Raw genomic sequence first — 24,273 nt, 5'->3', positions numbered from 1 at the left:
GCATGAGCGATAACAACGCGGCCCGTAAGGGCGACGAGATTATTCACTCCAGCATTTTTGCTGACATCACCAGCATTGTGGCGGAGGGTGCCGCCTATGCGGTGATCGGCGCGGCGGTAGGCGCAGCTGCAACCGTAGCGGCGCCATTGCTGGGCGCAGGGGCGGCCGCAGCGGGCGTAGCGGCAATTGGATCCAGCTGTCTGTTAAGCGGCATCATTGGCGGCGTGCTGGCGAACGTGGCGGGGATCACCGACGATATCAGCAACGCCGCGGAAGGATTAGGCAATGCGCTTTTTCCACCGTCGCCTGCGGGTAAAATCACCACCGGTTCCAGTAACGTTCTCACCAACGCAATCCCAGCCGCGCGCGCGGCAGGCACGCTGACGCCCGCCGATACACCGTCCCCCGAGCCGCAGTCGCCGGGCAGCTTTGCCGATTACGCGGGCATGCTGCTATCCGCCGCCGGTCAGTTTGGCAGCGAAATGTGGCAGCCGAGCGTGGCCTCTGCCGCCGCGGGAACCTCGCCGCTGGAAGAGGACAAGGTGGCGTGCGAAAAGCACTCCGGGCCGCAGTATCTGGCGGAAGGCTCTAAAAGCGTCTTCATCAACGGGCAGCCCGCGGTGCGTGCCAAAGATCGCACCACCTGCGAAGGCACCGTTTCCGACGACGTCTCCCCGAACGTGATCATCGGCGGGGACACGCTCACGGTTCGCGATATCAAAAGCGGTAAAACGCCGGGTCTGGCGCTGGGGATGATTGCACTCTCCCTGCTGCGCGGGCGTCCGGGTAAGATCCTGAAAAACATGCCCTGCGCGCTGGCGGCGGCCGGCGGCGGGATGCTGGCCGATATGGCGGTGAATGCCGTGTTTGGCTCCTCGCACCCGGTTCACGCCGCCACCGGCGTGAAGGTGCTGAATGACGACGACGAGCTCGATTTCTCGCTGCCGGGGCGCTTTCCGCTTCGCTGGCAGCGCAGCTATAACAGCCTGACCACCCGGGAAGGGCTGTTCGGTCTGGGCTGGGCAACCACCTTTGACAGCTATCTGGCGCTGGAAGACAACAACGCCACCTGGTTCGACGAAACCGGGCGCGAGCTGAGCTTCGAGCTGCCGCCTGTCGACCGCGCGTTTTACAGCATCAGCGAAGGCATCATTATCCGCCGCAATGAGAGCGGCGACGTGGCGATTGCCGACGATGACGGCGCGGTGTGGCGTCTGTATAAACCGACCCGGGCGAATCCATCTATCCTGCGTCTGGCCTCCCTCAGCGACGAATACGGCAACGCGCTGCTGACGGAGTGGGACGAGCACGGCAGGCTGGTCGGCCTTCACGACGAGCCGCGGGCGATAGACGTCACCCTGCGCTATGACGATGAACGTTTCCCGCAGCGCGTTACCGCTGCCAGCCATTTCGACGGTAGTCAAACCTGGCCGCTGATGCAGTGGGGCTACGACGCGCGCGGCCAGCTGGCGAGCGCGACGGATGCCTCCGGCGTGGTGACGCGTGAATACCGCTATAACGAGCACGGGCTGATGGTCTGGCACCGGATGCCGGGCGGTCTGGAGAGCGAATACCGCTGGAAAAAATTCGATCACTGGCGCGTGGTGGAAAACCGCACCAGCACCGGCGACGGGTGCCGCTTTAGCTACAATTTAGCCGCCGGGCTGACGACCGTTGAGCACTACGACGGCCAGACGCGCCGCCACTACTGGAACGCGCAGAATCTGATTGTCCGCTACGTTGACGAGCGCGGTGAAAACTGGCGCTACGAGTGGGACGAGAACGAGCTTCTGACGCGCCGCATCGATCCGCTCGGCAATGCCGTTACCTTCGTCTACGACGAAATGGGCAACCGGGTTCAGGAGATCGACGCCGACGGCAATACCCGCACCACCGCCTGGCTGGAGCACCGCGCGCTTCCTGCGGCCATTATCGAAGCCGACGGCAGCGCCACCCGGTTCTGGTACGACGAACATCACGGTCTTAAGCGCGTGGTGGACCCGATGGGGCAGACCACGCAGCTACGCCGGGACGAGTTCGGCCAGGTCGTTGAAGAGGTCGATGCCGCAGGAAACAGCCGCTACCAGGAGTACAACGAGGCCGGGCAGATTGTTCGTTCGACGGACTGTTCCGGGCGTATTACCCGCTACCGCTACCATCCGCTGGGCTGGCTGGTGGCCGAGACTGGCGCCGACGGGGAAGAGACGCGATATCGCTACGACGCCGCAGGGCGTCCGGTGCAGCTCGATCGCCCGGAAGGCTGGACGGAATCGCTCAAATGGAACGAACGCGGCCTGCCGGTGAAGCATGCGGGCGCCGACGGTAAGGAAAGTGAGTTCAGATACGATGAGGCAGGACGCTTAACCGCAACGCGTAATACCCAGGGTGAAGAGGTCCGTCGCCGCTGGGACAGCCGCGGGCGTCTGATTGCCCTGGAAAACGAAAACGGCGAAGCGTATCAGTTCCGCTGGGGCGCGGACTCGCTGCTGCTGGAAGAGGTGGGGCTCGATGGCGTAGCCTCGCAGTATCGCTATGACGCCTGCGGACGCACGATAGCACGCACGTTTGCCGCCGGTCATCCTGAGGCCATCACCCATGCCTTCGCCTGGAGCGCGAGCGGCCAGCTGGTCGCCCGTACCACGCCGGAAGGGCAGACACGCTACCACTACACTCCCTCCGGGCTGTTAAGCCGGATAGGGCTTCATCCTGCGCTTTCAGCCGACGCGTGGACCACCGCGGCAGAACAGGAGCTGGCCTTTGAGTATGACGCGCTTGGTCGCGTGACGCGCGAGGCGGGCGAGCACGGCGAGCTGGCGTGGGAGTATGACGCGCTGGGCAACCGCACCTCTATCACGCTTCCCGACGGCCGCGAGCTCAAGCAGTTTTACTACGGCAGCGGGCATCTGCTCAGCATTGCTCTCGATAAGCTGTCGGTCTCCGACTTTACCCGCGACGAACTCCACCGGGAGACCAGCCGCACTCAGGGGCTGCTGACCACCCGCAGCGAATACGATCGTCTTGGGCGACTGCATCGCCGGGACGTCTTTACCGGCAATGCGCAGCGCCCGTCGCCGCGCCGCTGGTCCCGACGCTGGGATTACGACTACCGAAATAACCTGGTGCGTGAAGAGCGGGACGATAACCCGTTCAGCTGGTACCGCTGGCAGTACGACAGCGCCGGGCGCCTGCTCGTTCAGGACGGCACGCTGCCCGGACAGGAGCAGTGGCGCTGGGATGCAGCCGGTAACCCGCTTGAAGGGGCTGCCGAGAAGGTCACGCACAACCGCCTGACGCAGCTGAGCGGCATTCGCTGGCGTTATGACATCCACGGCCGCACCGTGGAGAAGGATAACGGCCAGACCCGCTGGCACTACCGCTACGACGGTGAACACCGCCTGACGGAAGTCATCAGCCAGCCGCGGGACCGCAATAAACCGCAGACGCAGGTCAGCTTCCGCTACGATCCGCTCGGGCGACGCATCAGCAAAACGCGACGCCAGATGCTGGGCGGACAGCCAACCGGCAAGCCGGTCACAACCCGGTTTGTCTGGGAAGGGTTCCGCCTGCTGCAGGAGGTGCACGGGGATGTGCCGCTCACCTACGTCTACAGCGATCAGGACAGCTACGATCCGCTGGCGCGTATTGACGGCGTGGATGCACCGGAGATTTTCTGGTTCCACTGCCAGCCCAACGGCACGCCGGAGCGGATGACGGATATCGAAGGGCAGGTGCGCTGGGAAGGAGTGAACAGCGCCTGGGGCAAGCTGCTGCGGGAAAGCGAGACGCAGGTATCAGGATATTCTCAGAACCTGCGCATGCAGGGGCAATACCTGGACCGTGAGACAGGGCTGCACTACAATCTCTTCCGGTATTACGACCCTGACTGCGGGCGGTTTACGCAGCAGGACCCGATAGGACTGGCGGGGGGGATTAACCTTTACCAGTATGCGCCGAACGCGCTGGGTTGGGTGGATCCGTGGGGGTTGGCATTAAAGGGAGTTGACTTTACAGGAAGTCCAGATCTTTTCCCTACCAATGGAACGAAACAGAATATTGTATCTATTACAATGCAAGGAACTCGAGATAGAGATTTCACCGAGGCTTTCAAGGCAGCCGGTATTTCTAAAAGCGAAGCAACCGGATATACATGGCATCATGTCGATGACTTTGACCCAGCCACAGGAAGGACAACAATGCAATTAGTAAAAACTTCTGCGCATGAAGCTACTTTCCCACATAAAGGCTCAGTCTCACAATTCGAGAAATATTTTGGCGTAAAATATGGTTCCCAAGAAGCCATTGCTGTTTCTCATTCTAAAGGCTGGTTGAAGGGGCGTGTCCCGAAAAAATTGCGTGCAAACTGTCACCAGTGAGGTATAAATCTATGAATCATTTCAGTAACTGTGAAAAAAAGATTGGACGTGCAGATATTGCTAAAACGAAAGAGAAATTATCTATTACTCTTCCGGATGATTTCGTTTCACATTATCTGCAATTTAATGGTGGCATCCCAGAGAAAAGTTGGTGGGACGGTGATGAAGATTTTGAGCCAATAGAGGTGGCTGCGTTTAAGCCATTTGTTTATAATAGTCAGACAAATAATGCCCTTGGATCTTTAATTGACGGTTGCTATATCAGCATGGTGGATAGGGAAGTGATTCCTAAAAACCTGCTTCCTTTCGCAAATGATTGGGGAGGCAATTTCTTCTGCCTGGATTTAGATAATTACTCAATTGTATATTTTGCTACAGATTCTTTTGATGAGGATTTGACTATGCAAGAGAATCACACAAAACTTCAAAGATATCTGACAAATTCATTTGCTAACTTTGTTAACGGATTAGTAGCAGAAGAGGATCTTTCTTAAAGAATACTTAAGAATTTAATCGATTTATTTAATTCGATTGCTGTTATTTTGCTATTCATATTGTTAATAAAACTCTGTGACACAAATCATAGGGTTTTATTATAAAACAGCATGGCGCTTGGTGGTATGAACATCCCTAGGATCCCAAGTGAAATAAATTACATTAAAACATGAAAATATTCCAGTTAGCAACATATATATAAATAATATTAATTGACTTGTTAATCTTGGTATGACAACGGCACTCACTGGTGTTATCTAGGCTCAGTCTCTTAGCTTATTTATAAAATGGCTGAAAACTTATGAATGTGAGAGCACCAACCTGGAAGCAGTTAATGAAATAACGGGTTATCTCGCAAAAAAGAGACTAACAAATATCAATGCTGGAAATCTTTAGTCAAAGAACCTAAGAAAGTTGTGTAGAATAATATTATCCCAAAAATAACCTTCCCGGAGTCTGAGGAAGGCTCAATGACTGAGAACTTAAAATGGAACCTTGTGAATTACTTGCTTGAAGATGCGTATAGTAATTTTCTTCAAGAGCCATTCTTTTTTGACGGATTAATTAATGTTTATGAAGCTGGGCATATGCCCTGTGGGTGGTCAGGTACTTGGCCAGCGGGTAAACTCGTTATCTATTGATAGATCACGCGCAAAAAAAATCCACGCCAAAGCGTGGATTTTTTTCATTCAAAACAACTCAAACGTTAAACAAGAAGTTCATCACATCGCCATCTTTAACGATGTAGTCTTTCCCTTCCGCACGCATCTTGCCTGCTTCTTTCGCGCCTTGCTCACCCTTGTAGGTGATAAAGTCTTCAAACGCGATAGTCTGCGCACGAATAAAGCCTTTCTCGAAGTCGGTGTGGATTTTACCGGCCGCCTGAGGCGCAGTCGCACCTACAGGAATGGTCCACGCACGCACTTCTTTCACGCCAGCGGTGAAGTAGGTCTGAAGGTTCAGCAGCTCATAGCCTGCGCGGATCACGCGGTTCAGTCCCGGCTCTTCCAGACCCAGCTCGGCCATGAACTCTTCACGGTCGGCGTCGTCCAGCTCAGCAATATCGGATTCAACGGCAGCGCAAACCGCCACAACCACAGAACCTTCAGCCGCTGCGATTTCACGCACTTTGTCGAGGTACGGGTTGTTCTCAAAACCGTCTTCGTTAACGTTGGCGATGTACATGGTTGGCTTCAGGGTCAGGAAGCTCAGGTATTTGATCGCCGCTTTGTCTTCTTCAGTCAGGTTTTTCAGCGCGCGCAGCATGCCCGCATTTTCAAGCTGTGGCAGACATTTTTCCAGCGCAGCCAGTTCCGCTTTCGCGTCCTTGTCGCCGCCTTTGGCTTTCTTCTGCACGCGGTGAATAGCGCGTTCGCAGGTGTCGAGGTCAGAGAGCGCTAGCTCGGTGTTGATGACGTCGATGTCGTCAGCCGGATCCACTTTGTTGTTAACGTGGATGATGTTGTCGTTCTCGAAGCAGCGCACAACGTGGCCGATCGCTTCGGTTTCACGAATGTTGGTCAGGAACTGGTTACCCAGACCTTCACCTTTGGACGCGCCTTTTACCAGGCCCGCGATGTCCACGAATTCCATGGTGGTTGGCAGAATGCGCTGCGGCTTAACGATTTCCGCGAGCTGGTCCAGACGCGGGTCCGGCATTGGCACAACGCCGGTGTTAGGTTCGATGGTACAGAACGGGAAGTTCGCCGCTTCGATACCCGCTTTGGTAAGCGCGTTAAACAGGGTGGATTTGCCCACGTTTGGCAGACCGACGATACCGCATTTGAATCCCATTTCTAAATCACCTTAATATCTTGATAATCAATCCGTTAACGATAACCGATTGATGAAAAGTAAATAACTACGCCTATTATACACGTAACCCGCATGACGCGCGGTAAAAAAGCCGAATCGGGCGGATTATTGCGCTTTGAAAGCGTGTAAGCGGTTTGTCGCTTTGGTTAACCCATCTTTCAGCCAGATTTCAGTGCAGCGCGCCGCTTCGTCTACCGCCTCGTCAATCAGTTTCTGCTCAGAAACCGGGGGCTTACCGAGTACGAAACCGACAACTTTGTTTTTATCGCCCGGATGGCCGATTCCAACGCGCAAACGGTGGAAATTCGGGTTATTGCCCAGCTTGCTGATGATGTCTTTAAGACCGTTATGGCCGCCGTGCCCGCCGCCAAGCTTGAATTTTGCCACGCCGGGCGGGAGATCCAGCTCATCGTGTGCGACCAGAATTTCATCCGGATTGATGCGATAAAACGTTGCCATTGCCGCCACCGCTTTACCACTCAGATTCATAAAGGTGGTGGGCACCAGTAAACGAACATCCGCGCCAGCAAGGTTGATACGTGAGGTATACCCGAAGAATTTAGGTTCTTCACGCAGGGGAGCACGTAACCGCTCGGCCAGCAGATCGACGTACCATGCCCCAGCGTTGTGGCGGGTGGCCGCATACTCTGCGCCGGGGTTGGCGAGGCCGACAATCAGTTTAATCGTCACGATTCAATTCCTAATGGGTTCCAGATCTGGCGCGTAGTTTACTGTCTGGCGCGCCGCTTGACAAAATTCTGCGATCTTCCCAGCGAAATACGAATAATTTCTGATTTGAACCATTAGAATTTCAAGCTGTTCAAAGCCTTATTTGTAAACTTTTGTTTGGGACTTATCTGTAATTGTGATCATTCACGCAACTCATAAAAGGGGCGTTGTCTATACTTTACACACAAGGATTAGGGGCTTTTCCCCTGACAACCCAAAGTTCCGGAGGTGACACATGAAACGCAAAAACGCTTCGTTACTCGGTAACGTACTGATGGGATTGGGGCTGTTCGTGATGGTAGCCGGCGTGGGTTATTCCATTTTAAACCAGTTACCTCAGATTGACCTCCCGCAATACTTCGCGCACGGCGCGATATTGAGCATCTTCGTTGGTGCGGTATTGTGGCTCGCCGGGGCGCGCGTGAGCGGCCATGAGGAAGTCTGCGATAAATACTGGTGGGTGCGCCACTACGACAAACGCTGTCGTCGCGATCAGCATAAGCACAGCTAGTGCTACGATAAAGAACGCCGAAACGGCTCCCGAGGGAGTCGTTTTTTTTTGCATCAAGGGTTGACCCTCACGTAACGTAAGGCTCCAGAGTGGCGTCACTGGCAAAGAAAAAGGAGCAGTTATGTTGATTCAGGTGGGTGAGCTGGCGAAACGCGCCGGGATCACCGTGCGGACATTGCACCACTATGAGCAAACAGGGTTGTTGCTGCCTTCTGCCAGAAGCGCGGCAGGTTACCGGCTTTACAACCTGGCGGATGTCCAGCGTCTGCATATGATCCAGGCGCTGGCAAAAGCGGGGCTGGAACTTGCTGAAATCAGGGATTTCCTGGAACAGGAGTCGCTGTCGTTAACCGAGTTACTCGATGCGCAAATCACGCTGCTGGATAAACAGCTGCGCAGCATACATACGCTGCGCGACCGGCTGGTGGAGCTGCGAACCGGGCTTCTCGACGATGCGACGCCGGATCTGGAATCCTGGCTACAGACTCTGGAGTTAATGAATATGTACGATCGCTGGTTTAGCAAAGAAGAGTTACAGCAGCTGCCGTTTGCGGTGCAGAAGGATGCGCTGGCGGCTATCTGGTCAGGGCTGGTTGCAGAGGCCAACACGCTGCTGGAGCACCATATACCCGCTACTGACGCCCGGGCGATGGATCTGGCGACGCGCTGGATGGAGCGCCTTGAGCAGGACACGGCGGGCAAGCCGGAGTTTCTCACCCGGCTGAACGAGATGCACAGCGTTGAACCGCAGATGCAGGCGCAGACCGGCATCACGCCGGAGATGACGGATTACATCACGCGCGCGTTTGCTGAGTCTAAGCTCTTCATATGGGAGAAGTATCTCACTGCCGAAGAGATGGCCTTTACCCGGGCACACTACTTTGACCGCATGATGGAGTGGCCGCCGCTGGTGGCGAAACTGCATCAGGCGCAGCGGGAAAATATCGATCCTGCCTGTGAGGAGGCGCAAAAGCTGGCTGAAAACTGGCTGGCATTGTTCCAGTCTTACGCGGGCAAGAACCCGGAAACTCAGCAAAAGTTTCGTACTGCCATGCAGCAGGAGCCGCACCTGATGAAAGGAACCTGGATGACGCCTGCCGTGCTTGCATGGCTCCAGCAGGCGATCGGGGTGATGATGCAGAGACGTTTCTCTGCATCAGGTAACTCACAGATCCGCTAACGCGGCTTCACGGTTAGGGTAGAAGGAGAGTCGGCCAGGGATCGGCTGTACACCCGCGCGCGCCATGGTGCGCAGCGGCTGAAACTCCAGGTTACTCACCCGCAGCTCGCAGCCTTCCGGCAGACGTTTCACAAAGCGCTGGAAGGCATCCAGGCCGCCTGCATCGAGCACCGGTACGGCATCCCATTTCAGCACCACAACTCGTTTGCCCGCGATGCGGGACTCCAGATCGCTGAATAGACCTTCCGCCGCGGCGAAGAACAGCGGGCCAATCACGCGCAGCACCAGCACATCGTCAGGCACCTCGACGTTAACCGGAGAAAGGCGCGTCATCTGCGCGATGCGGCGCATAAACAGCAGGGAAGCCAGCACGATCCCGACGCTGATGGCGATAACCATATCGAACAGCACGGTCAGCGACATGCATATCAGCATCACGATGATGTCGTCTTTCGGCGCGCGACGAAGCAGGTTCACCACCTTGTGCGCCTCGCTCATGTTCCAGGCCACCATCAGCAGCAGGGCGGCCATGGCGGAAAGCGGTAGCCAGGAGAGCAGCGGGGCGAGGATCAGCAGGGCGAGGATCACCAGCACGGAGTGGATAACCGCCGAAACCGGTGAGGTTGCCCCCGCACGCACGTTGGCCGCAGAACGGGCGATGGCTGCCGTTGCGGTAATACCGCCGAAGAACGGCGCGACGAGGTTGCCTAATCCCTGACCGACCAGTTCGCTGTTGGCTTTGTGCTTGGTGCCGGTCATGCCGTCCAGAACGACGGCGCAGAGCAGGGATTCAATCGCCCCCAGCATTGCCATAGAGAACGCGGCGGGAAGCAGGGCGCGCAGGGAATCCCAGCTTAGGGTAAAGCTGGAGCCGGGCATGTCCCACGGCAGCACCAGCTGCGGTAGCAGTTGCGGAATGCCGCTCCCCTGTGAACCGTCCGCCAGAACATAGTGGAACTGCGAGCCGATAGTCGCGACGTGACCACCGAACATATTGACGATCGCCATCACCGCGCAGCCCAGCAGCAGCGCGGGCAGATGGCCCGGCAGACGAATACCGAGGCGAGGCCAGACGATCAGCGTGCCCAGCGTCACAATCCCGATGGCGGCGTCGCCCAGGTTGGCCGTCGGCAGCGCCATAAACAGCGCCCCCACTTTTTGCAGGTAGTGCTCCGGTACGTGGGGCATCTGCAGGCCGAGGAAATCCTTGATCTGCATGGTTCCGATGGTAATACCAATCCCCGATGTGAACCCCAGCGTAACGGAAAGGGGAATATATTCAATCAGGCGACCAAAGCGGGCCAGACCAAACAGAATCAAAAAGACGCCGGACATCAGAGTGGCGACCAGCAGGCCTGCCAGACCAAACTGCTGTGAAACCGGGTAGAGGATCACCACGAAGGCGGCGGTCGGGCCGGAGACGCTGAAGCGCGAGCCGCCCGTCAGGGCAATGACGATCCCGGCAACGGCCGAGGTGTACAGACCGTACTGCGGCGCAACGCCGCTGCCAATCGCCAGCGCCATCGCCAGTGGGATGGCGATAATGCCGACGGTGATCCCGGCAATCAGGTCACGAACAAAGCGTGACGAGGTGTACTTCTCTTTCCAGCAGGCGTCGATGAGGGCGCGAAAGGGCAGAACATGTGAGGAGGTTACGTTTTTCACAATTATCTATCATCCGTATGCGCATCATCTGTCATGTGAATGGCAGGTGAAGGAGGCATTAATCATACAAATAAAACCCGGAGACAAAAAAACCCGCCGCAGCGGGTTTTTCGGCCGTGTTCGATTAGTGTTCGAACATTGCTGAGATGGATTCTTCGTTGCTGATACGACGAATCGCTTCGGCCAGCATCCCGGACAGGGTCAACGTGCGCACGTTTGGCAGTGCTTTGATCTCGTCGCTCAGTGGGATGGTATCGCATACCACCACTTCGTCAATGACGGAGTTGCGCAGGTTGTTTACCGCGTTACCGGAGAAGATCGGGTGAGTCGCGTAAGCGAATACGCGCTTGGCACCACGCTCTTTCAGCGCTTCAGCTGCTTTACACAGCGTGCCGCCGGTATCGATCATGTCGTCAACCAGCACGCAGTCACGGCCAGCAACGTCACCGATGATGTGCATCACCTGAGAAACGTTAGCGCGCGGACGGCGTTTGTCGATGATCGCCATGTCGGTATCGTTCAGCAGCTTAGCGATAGCACGGGCACGTACCACGCCGCCGATGTCCGGCGAAACCACGATTGGGTTATCCAGGTTCAGCTGCAGCATGTCTTCCAGCAAGATTGGGCTGCCGAATACGTTATCAACCGGGACGTCGAAGAAGCCCTGGATCTGCTCTGCGTGCAGGTCAACGGTCAGTACGCGGTCAACGCCGACGCTGGACAGGAAGTCAGCGACAACTTTAGCGGTGATTGGCACACGTGCGGAACGGACGCGACGGTCCTGACGGGCATAGCCGAAGTAAGGGATTACAGCAGTGATACGGCCTGCTGAAGCGCGACGCAGGGCGTCGACCATAACAACCAATTCCATCAGGTTGTCGTTTGTTGGAGCACAGGTGGACTGGATGATGAAAATATCACCACCGCGTACATTTTCGTTAATTTGTACGCTGACTTCGCCGTCGCTAAAGCGACCTACGGCGGCGTCGCCGAGGGAAGTGTACAGGCGGTTGGCAATACGTTGTGCTAGTTCCGGGGTGGCGTTACCAGCAAAAAGCTTCATATCAGGCACGAGAAGAACCTCAGGCATGCGTCCAGTGGTGGATAGCGTTCGCCGCAAACTGTGCGGGCCAGGCGAAGGCTATCCAGGCGGTGTATTAAAGAGCGCGATGCAACGTCTGGAACAGGGTGACGTTGTCACCGAAACTCAGTCTGCGCCAGAATGGTCTGCTGTAGGGGGGAGGTGTTCATCCCGTGTGCTACAAAACCATGCAGCCAAACCGGCGCTTGCTCAAGCACCTGACGAGCGGCGGATTCGGTGTCAAATTCAGCAAAGACACAGGCTCCTGTACCAGTCAGGCGCGACGGCGCGTATTCTAACAGCCAGGAAAGCACCGCATCAACCTCGCGAAAACGTTTTCTTGCGATATCCTCGCAATCGTTGCTGAATTCACAATTTAATAACGTTTCTATTGACCGAACCGGGGTATTCCTTTTCAGGTCAGGATCTTTAAAGATGACCGGCGTCGGAATGCTCACGCCAGGATGGGCAACCAGATACCACTTCTCCGGCGGTTCAGCCGGGGAGAGGATCTCACCCACGCCTTCAGCAAAGGCCGCATGACCGCGCACAAACACCGGGACATCCGCCCCCAGCGTCAGGCCCAGGGCTGCCAGTTCGTCCTTCGACAGCCCGCAGCCCCAGAGGTGGTTCAGCGCAACCAGCACGGTGGCGGCGTTGGATGAGCCGCCGCCCAGACCGCCGCCCATCGGCAGGCGTTTCTCGATACGGATATCCGCACCGCTTCCCACGGGCAGACGGCCCGATTCCGCCGCGGCTTTCATCAGCAGACGCGCGGCGCGCACGATCAGGTTGTCCTCATGCGCCACGCCTTCGACCGGCGTTAGCAGGCAAATCTGCCCGTCCTGGCGCAGTTCAATAGAGATCGTGTCGCCATAGTCAATAAACTGAAACAGCGTCTGCAGGGTGTGATAACCGTCAGCACGCTGGCCGGTGATGTATAAAAACAGGTTCAGCTTTGCCGGAGAGGGCCAGTGGGTCATCATTTAACGATCCAGTTGTCCATTTTCAGCTTGATGCGCTGGCTGCCCTGGGTCAGTTCCATATTCGATGGCAGCGACGGTTTACTCTTGCTGTCATAGGCGCTGTACACCACTTTCCAGGTTTTACCGTTCTGGGTGTAGTTCACCTGGCTCAGACGGTACTGGTCGTCAAGGGTGTAGTCAGTTGCCTCACCCGGCAGGCCAAGGATCCACTGGCGCAGGCTGTTGAGCGGGATAGGCATCCCGGTCAGCTTGCCAATCATCTCTTCGGCATCGGTTGCGGTATAGTGCTGGCCTTTGCTATCGGTGATCTGCGCTTCACCCGGTTTCGCGATAAGCTCCAGTTCGGTGCTGCCCAGCGGGTTCAGCAGCAGAAGGCGGTAGTTGTCCTGCCCCGTCTGCTGCCAGAAGAAGCGGGCATAAACCTTTTGTTCGTCAGAGAGATAAGCGAAAGCGCCGCGTGTCTGGTACTGGTTCAAATTACGGACGTCCTGCTGGTGCTGACGCCACTGCGGTGAATCAGGGCTTTTGCCCGGGCCTTTTGGTTGGGTGACGGTACAGGCGGTCAGAACCAGTGCTGCCAGCGGCAGCAGGCGAATCAGTCGGGTCATAATGAGGACAAATCCTTGAGATACGTTGCAGTTATAACTGTTAATGCTAGCGTCGAAGGGGGCTACCGTCTACGTTCAAATTATCTCAAAGGGTTGTGTAACCTATTACTCCGAAAGGAGGCAGTCCCTTTTATTGATCTCGCGCATCCTGTATGATGCGTTCTGCTAACCTTATTAACGCTGGTACTACTCCCGCTCAACATGACCCTATTAGCACTCGGCATCAACCACAAAACGGCTCCGGTTTCGCTGCGAGAACGCGTGACGTTTTCGCCGGATACGCTTGACCTGGCGCTGGACAGCCTGCTTGCACAGCCTATGGTGCAGGGTGGCGTGGTGCTCTCGACGTGCAACCGTACCGAGCTGTATTTAAGCGTGGAAGAGCAGGACAACCTGCACGAAGCGCTGATCCGCTGGCTATGCGACTACCACAATCTCAATGAAGACGAGCTGCGCAACAGCCTGTACTGGCATCAGGACAACGATGCCGTCAGCCATCTGATGCGCGTCGCCAGCGGGCTGGATTCGCTCGTGCTGGGCGAGCCGCAAATTCTGGGTCAGGTGAAAAAAGCCTTTGCGGATTCGCAAAAAGGGCATCTGAAGGCCAGCGAGCTGGAGCGCATGTTCCAGAAGTCGTTCTCCGTGGCGAAGCGTGTGCGAACAGAAACCGACATTGGTGCCAGTGCGGTTTCTGTTGCTTTCGCGGCCTGCACCCTTGCGCGCCAAATCTTTGAATCCCTTTCTACCGTCACCGTGATGCTGGTGGGGGCGGGCGAAACCATCGAACTTGTGGCGCGCCATCTGCGCGAGCATAAAGTGAAAAAGATGATTATCGCTAACCGCACCCGCGAACGCGCGCAGGTGCTGGCGGATGAAGTGGGTGCAGAGGTGGTTGCCCTGAGCGACATCGATGAACGCCTGAAAGAGGCTGACATTATTATCAGCTCAACCGCCAGCCCGCTGCCGATTATCGGAAAAGGTATGGTGGAGCGTGCGCTGAAGTCCCGCCGTAATCAGCCGATGCTGCTGGTGGATATCGCCGTCCCGCGCGATGTTGAGCCGGAAGTGGGAAAGCTGCCTAATGCCTATCTCTACAGCGTGGATGACCTGCAAAGCATCATTTCGCACAACCTTGCCCAGCGTAAAGCGGCGGCGGTTCAGGCGGAAACCATCGTTGAGCAGGAAACCAGTGAGTTTATGGCCTGGCTGCGCGCGCAAAGCGTCAGCGAGACCATCCGCGAGTACCGCGGGCAGGCGGAGCAGGTGCGTGATGACCTGACTGCCAAAGCGTTAGCAGCCCTTGAACAGGGCGGCGACGCAAATGCGATTATGCAGGATCTGGCGTGGAAACTGACCAACCGCCTGATCCATGCACCAACCAAATCTCTTCAGCAGGCTGCCCGTGACGGGGATGATGAACGCCTGACTATTCTGCGCAACAGCCTCGGGCTGGAATAGCGCCCTATACCCATTTTCTAAGACAAGGTGCACTTACGCCTATGAAGCCTTCTATCGTCGCTAAACTGGAAGCTCTGCACGAGCGCCATGAAGAAGTACAGGCGCTGCTCGGGGATGCCGGGACCATTGCGGACCAGGAACGTTTTCGCGCGCTCTCGCGTGAATACGCGCAGTTAAGTGATGTTTCTAAATGCTTTACCGACTGGCGACAGGTTCAGGAAGATATCGAAACCGCGCAGATGATGCTCGACGATCCTGAAATGCGCGAGATGGCGCAGGAAGAGTTGCAGGATGCGAAAGCGCGTTCTGAAGAGATGGAGCAGCAGCTTCAGGTGCTTCTGCTGCCGAAAGATCCGGACGACGAGCGTAACGCGTTTGTGGAAGTGCGTGCCGGTACCGGCGGTGACGAAGCGGCGCTGTTTGCCGGGGATCTGTTCCGCATGTACAGCCGCTATGCCGAATCGCGTCGCTGGCGCGTGGAGATCATGAGCGCCAACGAAGGCGAACATGGTGGCTACAAAGAGGTTATCGCCAAGATCAGCGGCGACGGCGTGTACGGTCGTCTCAAGTTTGAATCCGGCGGTCACCGCGTGCAGCGCGTGCCGGCCACCGAATCTCAGGGCCGCATTCACACCTCCGCCTGTACGGTTGCGGTGATGCCTGAGCTGCCGGAAGCTGAACTGCCCGACATCAATCCGGCGGACCTGCGTATTGATACGTTCCGCTCCTCTGGCGCGGGCGGTCAGCACGTTAACACCACCGATTCCGCTATCCGTATTACCCACCTGCCGACCGGCATCGTCGTCGAATGTCAGGACGAGCGTTCGCAGCACAAAAACAAAGCCAAGGCGTTGTCCGTGCTGGGCGCGCGTATCCACGCAGCCGAAATGGCGAAACGCCAGCAGGCGGAAGCGTCTACGCGCCGTAACCTGCTGGGCAGCGGCGATCGCAGCGACCGTAACCGCACCTACAATTTCCCGCAGGGGCGCGTAACCGATCACCGCATCAACCTGACGCTGTACCGTCTGGACGAGGTGATGGAAGGGAAGCTGGATATGCTGATTGAGCCTATCGTGCAGGAATACCAGGCCGACCAGCTGGCGGCGCTGTCAGAGCAGGAATAATGGATTTTCAGCGCTGGTTACGTGAGGCGGCCGGTGAGCTTTCAGAAAGCGAAAGCCCGAAACGCGACGCCGAAATTTTGCTTGAGCATGTGACGGGTAAAGCCCGCACGTATCTGCTGGCTTTTGGCGAAACCGAACTGACCGCGGAACAGGAAGCGCAGCTCGGCGCGTTGCTTGCCCGCCGTAAAACCGGAGAGCCGGTGGCGCATCTGGTCGGTGAACGTGAGTTCTGGTCGTTACCGCTGTACGTCTCGGCGGCGACGCTGATCCCGCGTCCGGACACCGAGTGTCTGGTGGAGCAGGCGCTGGCGCGTTTACCTGCGACGGCCTGCAGCATTCTCGATCTCGGTACCGGCACCGGTGCTATCGCGCTGGCGCTGGCCACCGAGCGGCCCGACTGCGCGGTAACGGCGGTGGATGTGATGTCCGACGCGGTGGCGCTGGCGCAGCGTAACGTGGAACGTCTCGGGCTTCGCAACGTGACGGTGCTGCAAAGCAGCTGGTTTGCCGCGCTGGAGAATCGCTCATTTGCGATGATTGTCAGCAATCCTCCCTACATCGACGAACATGACCCGCACCTTTCGCAGGGAGACGTGCGCTTCGAACCGCTGACGGCGCTCGTGGCCGCCAACGCGGGATTAGCCGATCTCGAACACATTGTGACAATGTCACGGAAGCATTTACTTCCCGGCGGCTGGCTGCTGGTGGAGCATGGCTGGACGCAGGGAGAAGCCGTTCGGGCACTGTTTACGCAAGCTGGCTACGCCGCTGTCGAAACCTGCCGCGACTATGGCGGCAACGAACGCCTGACGCTGGGGCAGTGGCTATGAGCCTGTTTACCGTGCTCATTACTGTCCACCTCATTTCCGTTGCGCTGACCATCAGCTTTTTCATCGTCCGTTACTGGTGGCGCTACAGCAACAATCCGCTGATGGATGCCCGCTGGGTGCGTATCGCACCGCACTGCATCGACACGCTATTGCTCCTTTCCGGTGCCGGGCTCATGTGGAAGACCGGCTATCTGCCATTTACTGATAAAGGTGCATGGCTGACTGAAAAGCTGTTTGGCGTTATCATCTACATCGTTTTGGGTTTTATCGCGCTTGGGCGTCGTCGTCCGCGCAGCCAGCAGGTCGGGTTTATCGCCTTTCTGCTGGGTCTGGTGGTGCTGTACATCATCATTAAACTCGCCACCACAAGAATACCGTTACTGGGGTAAGTCATGAGGTCCTTAGCCGATTTCGAATTTAATAAAGTGCCGCTTTGCGATGGCATGATCCTGATTTCCGAGATGATTCGCGACGATTTTACGTCGCAGTTTGTCTACGATGAGCTGGAGAATCTGGTCAGCCTGGCGCGTGAAGAGATTAATCAGGCTCGCCCGCAAGACTGGCAATTAGAGAAGCTGCTGGAGCTTTTCTACGGCGAATGGGGTTTCTGCGACACGCGGGGCGTGTATCGCCTGTCTGACGCGTTATGGCTGGACCAGGTCTTAAAAAATCGTCAGGGCAGCGCCGTGGCGCTGGGCTCTATTTTGCTGTGGGTCGCGCACCGTCTGGATATTCCGCTGGTCCCGGTCATTTTCCCGACGCAGATGATCCTGCGTGCTGAGTGGCTGGACGGCGAAATGTGGCTCATTAATCCTTTCAACGGCGACACGCTGGATGAACATACGCTGGACGTGTGGCTGAAAGGCAATATCAGCCCGGTGGCTGAGCTCTTCAACGAAGATCTCGACGAGGCGGATAACGCAGAAGTGATCCGCAAGCTGCTGGATACGCTGAAGTCTGCGTTAATGGAAGAGCGTCAGATGGAGCTGGCGTTGCGCGCCAGTGAAGTACTGCTGCAGTTCAACCCGGAAGACCCGTACGAAATTCGCGATCGTGGGCTGATCTACGCGCAGCTCGACTGTGAGCACGTGGCGCTGAATGATTTGAATTATTTCGTTGAGCAGTGTCCGGAAGATCCCATTAGCGAAATGATTCGTGCGCAGATCAACGCGATCTCGCACAAACAAATTACACTGCATTAATCTTAATTCCGATTCACACCTGAATAAGGCGATCCTATGAAACAAAAAGTGGTTAGCATTGGTGATATCAAGGTAGCAAACGACCTGCCGTTCGTACTGTTTGGCGGCATGAACGTGCTGGAATCCCGCGATCTCGCCATGCGTATCTGCGAACACTACGTGACCGTGACCCAGAAGCTGGGCATCCCGTACGTGTTTAAGGCCTCTTTTGACAAAGCCAACCGCTCCTCTATCAACTCTTACCGTGGCCCGGGCCTGGAAGAGGGAATGAAAATTTTCCAGGAGCTGAAGCAGACCTTTGGCGTGAAAGTGATCACCGACGTGCATGAAGCCTCACAGGCGCAGCCGGTGGCAGACGTGGTGGACGTGATTCAGCTCCCGGCGTTCCTCGCTCGCCAGACTGACCTGGTTGCGGCGATGGCGAAAACTGGCGCTGTTATCAACGTGAAGAAACCACAGTTCGTCAGCCCAGGCCAGATGGGCAACATCGTCGATAAATTTATCGAAGGCGGCAACGATCAGGTCATCCTGTGCGACCGTGGCGCAAACTTCGGCTACGACAACCTGGTTGTCGACATGCTGGGCTTCAGCGTAATGAAAAATGTCTCCGGTCAGTCTCCGGTGATTTTCGACGTGACGCACGCTCTGCAGTGCCGCGACCCGTTCGGCGCCGCGTCCGGCGGCCGTCGCGCTCAGGTGACCGAGCTGGCGCGCGCCGGCATGGCGACCGGTCTGGCCGGTCTGTTCATTGAAGCGCACCCGGATCCGGCTAACGCGAAATGCGACGGCCCATCCGCGCTGCCGCTGGACAAGCTGGAGCCGTTCCTGAAACAGATCAAAGCGATTGACGATCTGGTGAAGAGCTTCGACGAGCTGGATACCAGCAATTAATAAAAAAACCCGCTTCGGCGGGTTTTTTGTTCTCCCTCTCCCTGTGGGAGAGGGTTGGGATGAGGGCATCAGCCCGCGCCGCATAAAATTACGCAAATATCGTCATCAGATACGCAATAAACAACGCCATATGCGCCGCGCCGTTCAGCACGTTGGTGCGCCCGGTTGAGAACGAAATCTGGCACAGCAGCAACGAGGCGACCATCACAATCATCTCCGGCGCGCCCAGCGCAAACTGCAGCTCGTTGCCCGTCATAAAGGCAATCAGCGTCACCACCGGTACGGTAAGTGAAATCGTCGCCAGTACGGAGCCGAAGAACAGGTTCATTGCGCGCTGTACCTGATTATTCAACACCGCTTTCAGCGCGCCCAGCCCTTCAGGGGACAGGATCAGCAGCGCCACCAGGAAGCCGGTAAACGCCACCGGCGCGTTCAGCTCGGTTAACAGCGTCTCCAGCGGGTTAGCGTTCATCTTGGTGACGGCAATCACCGCAATCAGATGCACGATCAGCCAAACCGTATGCCACGCGCTGCTGTGGGCCGACGGCTTGCCGTGGTGCGGGTCATCATCGTCGCCGTCATCTTCATGCTCGTACACAAACAGGCTCTGGTGCGTTTTGGTCTGAATCAACAGGAACACGCCGTACATGGCGGCGGAAATCAGTGCGACCAGCAGCGCCTGCCCGGTGGAAAAGTTTGCACCCGGCAGCGCCATCGGGAAGACCAGCACGATAATCGCCAGCGGGAAGAGGGCGATCAAATACTGTTTAATGCCGAACAGGTTCATATACTGGGTCGCAAATTTGCGCCCGCCCAGCAGAAGAGAGAAGCCCACCAGGCCGCCCGTCACTATCATAATGATCGAGTAAAGCGTGTCGCGCATCAGCGTCGGCGCGGCATCGCCGGTTGCCATAAGGGCGGAAATCAGGCTGACTTCGAGAATAACAACGGAAAGGCTGAGAATTAACGATCCGTACGGCTCGCCCAGACGGTGGGCCAGGACGTCCGCATGGCGAACAACGCTAAATGCGCTGGTTAAGATGCCGACCAGGGCAAGAATATTGATACCAACCACCACTGGCAGTGACTGACTGCTTCCCCAGAAGAGCAGCACAGCCAGTGCCAGAACCGGGAAAATGAGTGACGTCTCCTTGTGGCGGGTCTTTACCGCCTCGTGTGTTGCTGTCATGTGCTTCTCCATCAATGCAGGTGCTTGTAATTATAGATAGATTTTTGAGGTCATTAAACTAACAGATCTCTGTTAAATACCCTTTATTTTTTACTTAATTTTACCCTTTGTCATTATTTTCATTGATGATGGGTATAATGCGAGTTTTTTACTGATTAATCATTAAATAACAATAAATTAAAAATGTAATTTATTCATAAATAATTGCCGGGTGGCACCATGGCGTATCGTCGTCCACACTTATCTCTTTAACCAAAAGAGAGGTTAGTAATGCCCTATAAAGCGAAACGCGAATTACCGGATAACGTACAAAACGTGCTGCCCGCTCACGCGCAGGATATCTACAAAGAGGCGTTCAACAGCGCCTGGGATCAGTACAAAGACAAGGACGATCGTCGGGATGATGCCAGCCGTGAAGAGACGGCCCACAAAGTCGCCTGGGCCGCAGTAAAACATGACTATGAGAAAGGAGACGACGATAAATGGCATAAAAAGAAATAGCCATGAAATGATTCGCTGCCTTCATTTTGACTTTTCAGGCGGTTGAACTTCCGTTGTATTGCAACTGGTCCGCTAATTGCTTATCGTTATTCGACTGCTGGCAAAATGACCAGCATAAAATGCCGGGAAGGCGAATTACAGATGTCGCAAGGAAGCATGCAGTGGCGGAGGTGGAAAGTGTTAACGCGTGATTTCTTAATGAAGGCAGATTGTAAGACGGCATTTGGTGCTATTGAGGAATCGCTTCTCTGGTCAGCTGAACAACGTGCGGCGTCACTCGCTGCCACGCTTGCCTGCCGCCCGGATGATGGCCCGGTATGGATTTTTGGCTACGGCTCCCTGATGTGGAACCCGGCTCTGGAATTTGTCGAATCGGCAACGGGAACGCTGCCTGGCTGGCATCGCGCATTTTGCCTGCGCCTGACGGCCGGACGCGGCAGCGCGTGCCAGCCCGGGCGCATGCTTGCACTGAAAGAGGGCGGACGCACCACGGGCGTGGCGTATCGCCTGCCGGATGCCACGCTGGAAGAGGAGCTCACGCTGCTCTGGAAGCGCGAGATGATCACCGGCTGCTATATGCCGAGCTGGTGCAAGCTGGAACTGGACGACGGACGCACCGTCAACGCGCTGGTGTTTATTATGGACCCGCGTCATCCGCTGTATGAAGCGGATACCCGCACGCAGGTGATTGCCCCGTTGATTGCCGCTGCCAGCGGGCCGCTGGGCACCAACGCGCAGTATCTCTTCTCCCTCGATCAGGAGCTGACGCGCCTCGGCATGAAGGACGATTGTCTGAATGAGCTGGTGGTGAAGGTGAAGGCGCTGCTGGAAGGGAACCCGCTCAACAGCGCGCTGCGACCGGGTTTTGCCTGACAATACGCCCGGCTTGCCGGGCGTTTAAACTTATGCTGCCACGTAGCTGACGGAATGCTCCAGCGACTGGCTGTGGCTGTCAATCAGCACATCCCACGTGCCGGTATACGGCACGGTAAGCCAGGCCTTATCGTCCTGTACGGTGAGAATATCCGCCTGGGACTGTTTTTGTACTTTCGAACTCATCAGATGAATACGACAGCGTTCTGAGCAACGCACCACTACCGTATCCCCGCCAAACAGTTTCAAACTTGTTTTTACCAGTGCCATTTTTTACCCCGTAGTCTTAAACAACGCTCTCCCTGCTGCCATATCCGAGCGTGATGTTGTTCACAATTCACTCATGGCATAACACCAAAGGGGAGGGGGCGAGATGCTGATTTTGATCAAAAAATGGCATAACGATTAAACAAAAATGACAAAATTCCTCAAAATTTACGCTGGCGCGCGTTTTACCCGCTAAACGCGCGCCGGAAGAAGATTAAATGCGGAAATGCCCGGCTGTTTCAGCAAGGTCGCCCGCCTGGCTCTGCAGGGCACCCGCGGCAGCGGCGGATTCCACCACCAGCTCGGCGTTCTGCTGAACCATTCTGTCGAGATGGGTCACCGCGTGGTTGATCTCATGAATCCCTTTCATCTGCTCGCTGGTGGCGATGGAGATTTCGCGCATGATGCCAGAGACGCTGCCGATGCTGGAGCGGATCTCATCCATGCTTTCCCCCGCCAGATGCACGTAGCGGGAGCCGGTTGCCACGCTGTCGGTGGTGGAATCAATCAGCGATTTGATCTCTTTCGCCGCCTGAGCGCTACGGCTCGCCAGGTTACGCACTTCACCTGCTACGACGGCAAACCCGCGCCCCTGCTCACCCGCACGCGCCGCCTCGACGGAGGCGTTCAGCGCCAGAATGTTGGTCTGGAAAGCAATGCCGTCAATCACGCTGGTGATATCGCCAATTTTTGCCGACGCGACTTCAATGGACTGCATGGTGCTGATCGCCTGCGATACCACCTCGCCGCCGCGCGCCGCGGCCGCTGAGGCCTTGCTCGCCTGGTCGTTCGCTTCTGCCGCCGATTCATTCGACTGCGTCACGGAGGCGGTGATCTGCTCCACGGCGCTGGCCGTCTCGCGCAGGCTGGATGCCGCCTGCTCGGTACGTCCGGAAAGATCCTGGTTACCTGCGGCAATCTCCTGCGCGGCGTTTTTCACCGATTCGCTGGCGTCACGGAGCTGCACCATCACCACCGACAGCTTATCGCTGAAGGCGTTAAAGGCCTGGGCAATCTGCGCGACCTCGTCTTCGCCGTTATCCGGCAGGCGCTGGGACAGATCGTTAGTGCCGTTAGCAATGTTGTGCATCGCGTCGCGAATGTCGGACAAACGCTTGAGCAGGCGGGCAATCAGGAAATGCACAATCGCCGCGCTCAGGAGTGCGAGGATCACCAGCGAAATCCCCGAGGCTTTAAGCAGGGAACGCATGCCGGAGGTGGCGTCACCGCTGTCGAGCGCGACGACTAACAGCCAGTTTGTGCCCGGCACGGCTGTCGCCACGAAGGTTTTTTCCGCGTCGTTCAGCGTTCCGTCGACGGGGTTACCGCTTTTCAGCGCAGCAAAATCAATGCCCTTGATCGTCTCACCAAACGGTTTCAGCGTCAGAGCCGGATCGTTAGCGGCAATCACGCTGCCGTCGCTGTTCAGAAGCAGCCCGCTGCTGGCCGGGGTGGGATGGATCCCGCGCACGTTAGCCACCACGCTGTCCATCGCCACATCGCCCGCCACCACCGCTTTGAGCGTGCCATTTTCTTTCACCGGCACGGCGAAGGTTACCACCAGTTTACCGGTCCCCGCGTCAACGTAGGGCGCGGTGACAACCGGAGCGTCCGTGCTGACCACCTGCTGATACCACGGGCGAATAGTGGGGTCATAGTCCGCCGGAACGCCCGCCGGTTCAGAGAATTTCGCCGTTTTGCTGGCGTAGCCAACATAGACGTTGGTGAATCCACCCGCCTGCGCAAGCTGTTTAAACACCGGAACCGGGTCGTCATTCAGCGCAACGGTCTGCGCGGAGGCGATCACCGTCATCTTGCTTTTTACCCAGTCGGCAATCGCCATGTTATGGCTGGCGCTGGTGCTGGTCAGGATATCGCGCTGGGACTGCTGGTTATCCTGGCGCGTGACCTGGAAGTTGATAACGGTATTAAGGAGAAGGGCGACGACCAGACAGCCTGCCGTCGCCACGATGATGCGTGCACGAATCGATCTGAACATAAGTGAAATACCTGCTGTGTTGTTTCCATGCCTATCGGCAACCCCGCAGGTAAACTTGATGCTGAAACCGCGTCCATAAGAAAATAATATTTTTACGGGTTTATTATTAAAAAGTTAATACTTTATCGGCGGACAGCGTCCACTCGGCCAGCTCAACCAGCGTACCAATCTCTACGCCATCAATCAGCGGCAGACCGGTAATGCCGCGGCCGTCGGTGCAGGTCTTGCACAGCTTCACCGGCACGTTTTGCGCGGTGAGGATCTCCAGCATCTGCTGAATGTTATAGCCTTCTGCCGGTTTTTGACCCTTCAGCCCCGCGGTGACCGCGTCCGACATTAAAAAGAGTCGTAACGCCAGGTCGCTCTCTTTTTCACGCAGCGCAATCGCCAGGCGCAGGCTGTTGAAAAGGGATTCGCTGCCGTAAGCCGCACCGTTGGCGACGATCACAATCTTTTGCATGTTGACTCCTGTTCTTATAAAGGCACGAATATTGCT

The 24,273-nt window shown here is 56.5% G+C and carries 23 protein-coding genes; 13 read left to right on the top strand and 10 right to left on the bottom strand.

Features of this window, described 5'->3' with window-relative positions; genetic code table 11:
* The first annotated feature begins 2 nt into the window (after positions 1-2).
* The 3 genes from ACWKXN_RS10405 to ACWKXN_RS10395 all read left to right on the top strand — a co-directional run bounded on the left by ACWKXN_RS10405 (position 3) and on the right by ACWKXN_RS10395 (position 5,509).
* On the top strand, positions 3-4,373 hold the full coding sequence (locus ACWKXN_RS10405; protein ID WP_454543753.1) for an RHS repeat-associated core domain-containing protein: 4,371 nt from the start codon (positions 3-5) through the stop codon (positions 4,371-4,373).
* A gap of 11 nt (positions 4,374-4,384) precedes the next feature.
* Entirely contained in the window at positions 4,385-4,867 is a 483-nt protein-coding gene (locus ACWKXN_RS10400) for an SMI1/KNR4 family protein (RefSeq protein ID WP_454543752.1), read from the top strand.
* Positions 4,868-5,338: 471 nt separating this feature from the next.
* Positions 5,339-5,509 carry a hypothetical protein gene (locus ACWKXN_RS10395; protein WP_223997960.1) on the top strand — a complete coding sequence of 57 codons (171 nt, stop codon included), beginning with the start codon at positions 5,339-5,341 and terminating at the stop codon, positions 5,507-5,509.
* A gap of 58 nt (positions 5,510-5,567) precedes the next feature.
* Here ACWKXN_RS10395 and ychF read toward each other — a convergent pair whose 3' ends face one another.
* Both ychF and pth read right to left on the bottom strand, forming a co-directional pair.
* A complete protein-coding gene (gene ychF, locus ACWKXN_RS10390) occupies positions 5,568-6,662 on the bottom strand; it encodes a redox-regulated ATPase YchF (protein ID WP_010432886.1) in 1,095 nt (364 codons plus the stop codon).
* A gap of 126 nt (positions 6,663-6,788) precedes the next feature.
* Entirely contained in the window at positions 6,789-7,373 is a 585-nt protein-coding gene (gene pth, locus ACWKXN_RS10385) for an aminoacyl-tRNA hydrolase (RefSeq protein WP_023336005.1), read from the bottom strand.
* Positions 7,374-7,647: 274 nt separating this feature from the next.
* Here pth and ychH point away from each other — a divergent pair, with 274 nt between their 5' ends.
* Both ychH and ACWKXN_RS10375 read left to right on the top strand, forming a co-directional pair.
* The gene (gene ychH, locus ACWKXN_RS10380) at positions 7,648-7,923 is read left to right on the top strand and encodes a stress-induced protein YchH (protein ID WP_023312132.1); all 276 of its coding nucleotides are present in this window, start codon (positions 7,648-7,650) and stop codon (positions 7,921-7,923) included.
* 121 nt (positions 7,924-8,044) lie between these two features.
* The gene (locus tag ACWKXN_RS10375) at positions 8,045-9,103 is read left to right on the top strand and encodes a MerR family transcriptional regulator (protein WP_094934682.1); all 1,059 of its coding nucleotides are present in this window, start codon (positions 8,045-8,047) and stop codon (positions 9,101-9,103) included.
* On the opposite strand, the gene dauA is transcribed toward ACWKXN_RS10375, so the two are convergent.
* The 4 genes from dauA to lolB form a co-directional block, all read right to left on the bottom strand.
* Positions 9,089-10,768, bottom strand: coding sequence for a C4-dicarboxylic acid transporter DauA (dauA, locus tag ACWKXN_RS10370; RefSeq protein WP_143346863.1), 1,680 nt, complete (start codon positions 10,766-10,768; stop codon positions 9,089-9,091). The two genes, ACWKXN_RS10375 and dauA, sit on opposite strands and share 15 nt — an antisense overlap.
* A gap of 124 nt (positions 10,769-10,892) precedes the next feature.
* A complete protein-coding gene (gene prs, locus ACWKXN_RS10365; protein ID WP_003856663.1) occupies positions 10,893-11,840 on the bottom strand; it encodes a ribose-phosphate diphosphokinase in 948 nt (315 codons plus the stop codon).
* A gap of 125 nt (positions 11,841-11,965) precedes the next feature.
* Positions 11,966-12,835, bottom strand: a complete 870-nt coding sequence (ispE, locus tag ACWKXN_RS10360; protein WP_454543751.1) for a 4-(cytidine 5'-diphospho)-2-C-methyl-D-erythritol kinase — start codon at positions 12,833-12,835, stop codon at positions 11,966-11,968.
* Positions 12,832-13,443: a lipoprotein insertase outer membrane protein LolB gene (lolB, locus tag ACWKXN_RS10355; protein WP_454543750.1), complete on the bottom strand. Its 612-nt coding sequence runs from the start codon at positions 13,441-13,443 to the stop codon at positions 12,832-12,834. Before lolB ends, ispE begins: the two co-directional genes overlap by 4 nt.
* Before the next feature lie 201 nt (positions 13,444-13,644).
* Here lolB and hemA point away from each other — a divergent pair, with 201 nt between their 5' ends.
* Genes hemA through kdsA form a run of 6 tightly spaced genes read left to right on the top strand, consistent with a single transcriptional unit; the run spans position 13,645 to position 18,948 of the window.
* Positions 13,645-14,901, top strand: a complete 1,257-nt coding sequence (hemA, locus tag ACWKXN_RS10350) for a glutamyl-tRNA reductase (RefSeq protein WP_023335999.1) — start codon at positions 13,645-13,647, stop codon at positions 14,899-14,901.
* Positions 14,902-14,942: 41 nt separating this feature from the next.
* Positions 14,943-16,025 carry a peptide chain release factor 1 gene (gene prfA / locus ACWKXN_RS10345; RefSeq protein ID WP_021240360.1) on the top strand — a complete coding sequence of 361 codons (1,083 nt, stop codon included), beginning with the start codon at positions 14,943-14,945 and terminating at the stop codon, positions 16,023-16,025.
* Complete coding sequence (gene prmC / locus ACWKXN_RS10340; protein ID WP_214579703.1) at positions 16,025-16,855, top strand: peptide chain release factor N(5)-glutamine methyltransferase; 831 nt, start codon at positions 16,025-16,027, stop codon at positions 16,853-16,855. The genes prfA and prmC overlap by 1 nt, the downstream gene beginning before the upstream one ends.
* Positions 16,852-17,244, top strand: coding sequence for an invasion regulator SirB2 (gene sirB2 / locus ACWKXN_RS10335; RefSeq protein WP_032656670.1), 393 nt, complete (start codon positions 16,852-16,854; stop codon positions 17,242-17,244). Before prmC ends, sirB2 begins: the two co-directional genes overlap by 4 nt.
* Before the next feature lie 3 nt (positions 17,245-17,247).
* The gene (gene sirB1 / locus ACWKXN_RS10330; RefSeq protein ID WP_023312124.1) at positions 17,248-18,057 is read left to right on the top strand and encodes an invasion regulator SirB1; all 810 of its coding nucleotides are present in this window, start codon (positions 17,248-17,250) and stop codon (positions 18,055-18,057) included.
* Positions 18,058-18,093: 36 nt separating this feature from the next.
* Positions 18,094-18,948, top strand: a complete 855-nt coding sequence (gene kdsA / locus ACWKXN_RS10325) for a 3-deoxy-8-phosphooctulonate synthase (RefSeq protein WP_023335996.1) — start codon at positions 18,094-18,096, stop codon at positions 18,946-18,948.
* A gap of 88 nt (positions 18,949-19,036) precedes the next feature.
* On the opposite strand, the gene chaA is transcribed toward kdsA, so the two are convergent.
* Positions 19,037-20,137, bottom strand: coding sequence for a sodium-potassium/proton antiporter ChaA (gene chaA, locus ACWKXN_RS10320; protein ID WP_023312122.1), 1,101 nt, complete (start codon positions 20,135-20,137; stop codon positions 19,037-19,039).
* Between the two features lie 270 nt (positions 20,138-20,407).
* Between chaA and chaB the strand changes: the two genes are divergently transcribed.
* Positions 20,408-20,638 carry a putative cation transport regulator ChaB gene (gene chaB, locus ACWKXN_RS10315; RefSeq protein ID WP_054830003.1) on the top strand — a complete coding sequence of 77 codons (231 nt, stop codon included), beginning with the start codon at positions 20,408-20,410 and terminating at the stop codon, positions 20,636-20,638.
* A gap of 177 nt (positions 20,639-20,815) precedes the next feature.
* The gene (locus ACWKXN_RS10310; protein ID WP_047061041.1) at positions 20,816-21,511 is read left to right on the top strand and encodes a gamma-glutamylcyclotransferase; all 696 of its coding nucleotides are present in this window, start codon (positions 20,816-20,818) and stop codon (positions 21,509-21,511) included.
* Between the two features lie 30 nt (positions 21,512-21,541).
* Here the strand turns inward: ACWKXN_RS10310 and ACWKXN_RS10305 are convergent, their stop codons facing one another.
* The 3 genes from ACWKXN_RS10305 to ACWKXN_RS10295 all read right to left on the bottom strand — a co-directional run bounded on the left by ACWKXN_RS10305 (position 21,542) and on the right by ACWKXN_RS10295 (position 24,237).
* Positions 21,542-21,781: a DUF1883 domain-containing protein gene (locus ACWKXN_RS10305; protein WP_096149913.1), complete on the bottom strand. Its 240-nt coding sequence runs from the start codon at positions 21,779-21,781 to the stop codon at positions 21,542-21,544.
* Between the two features lie 211 nt (positions 21,782-21,992).
* Positions 21,993-23,777, bottom strand: a complete 1,785-nt coding sequence (locus ACWKXN_RS10300) for a methyl-accepting chemotaxis protein (RefSeq protein ID WP_454543749.1) — start codon at positions 23,775-23,777, stop codon at positions 21,993-21,995.
* Positions 23,778-23,883: 106 nt separating this feature from the next.
* Positions 23,884-24,237, bottom strand: coding sequence for a DsrE/DsrF/TusD sulfur relay family protein (locus ACWKXN_RS10295; RefSeq protein WP_008499522.1), 354 nt, complete (start codon positions 24,235-24,237; stop codon positions 23,884-23,886).
* Positions 24,238-24,273 lie beyond the last annotated feature (36 nt).

It is taken from the genome of Enterobacter sp. UPMP2060, from assembly GCF_053709655.1.
The sequence above is the reverse complement of the archived record's forward strand: the minus strand, read 5'-3'. Positions and strand labels throughout refer to the sequence as shown.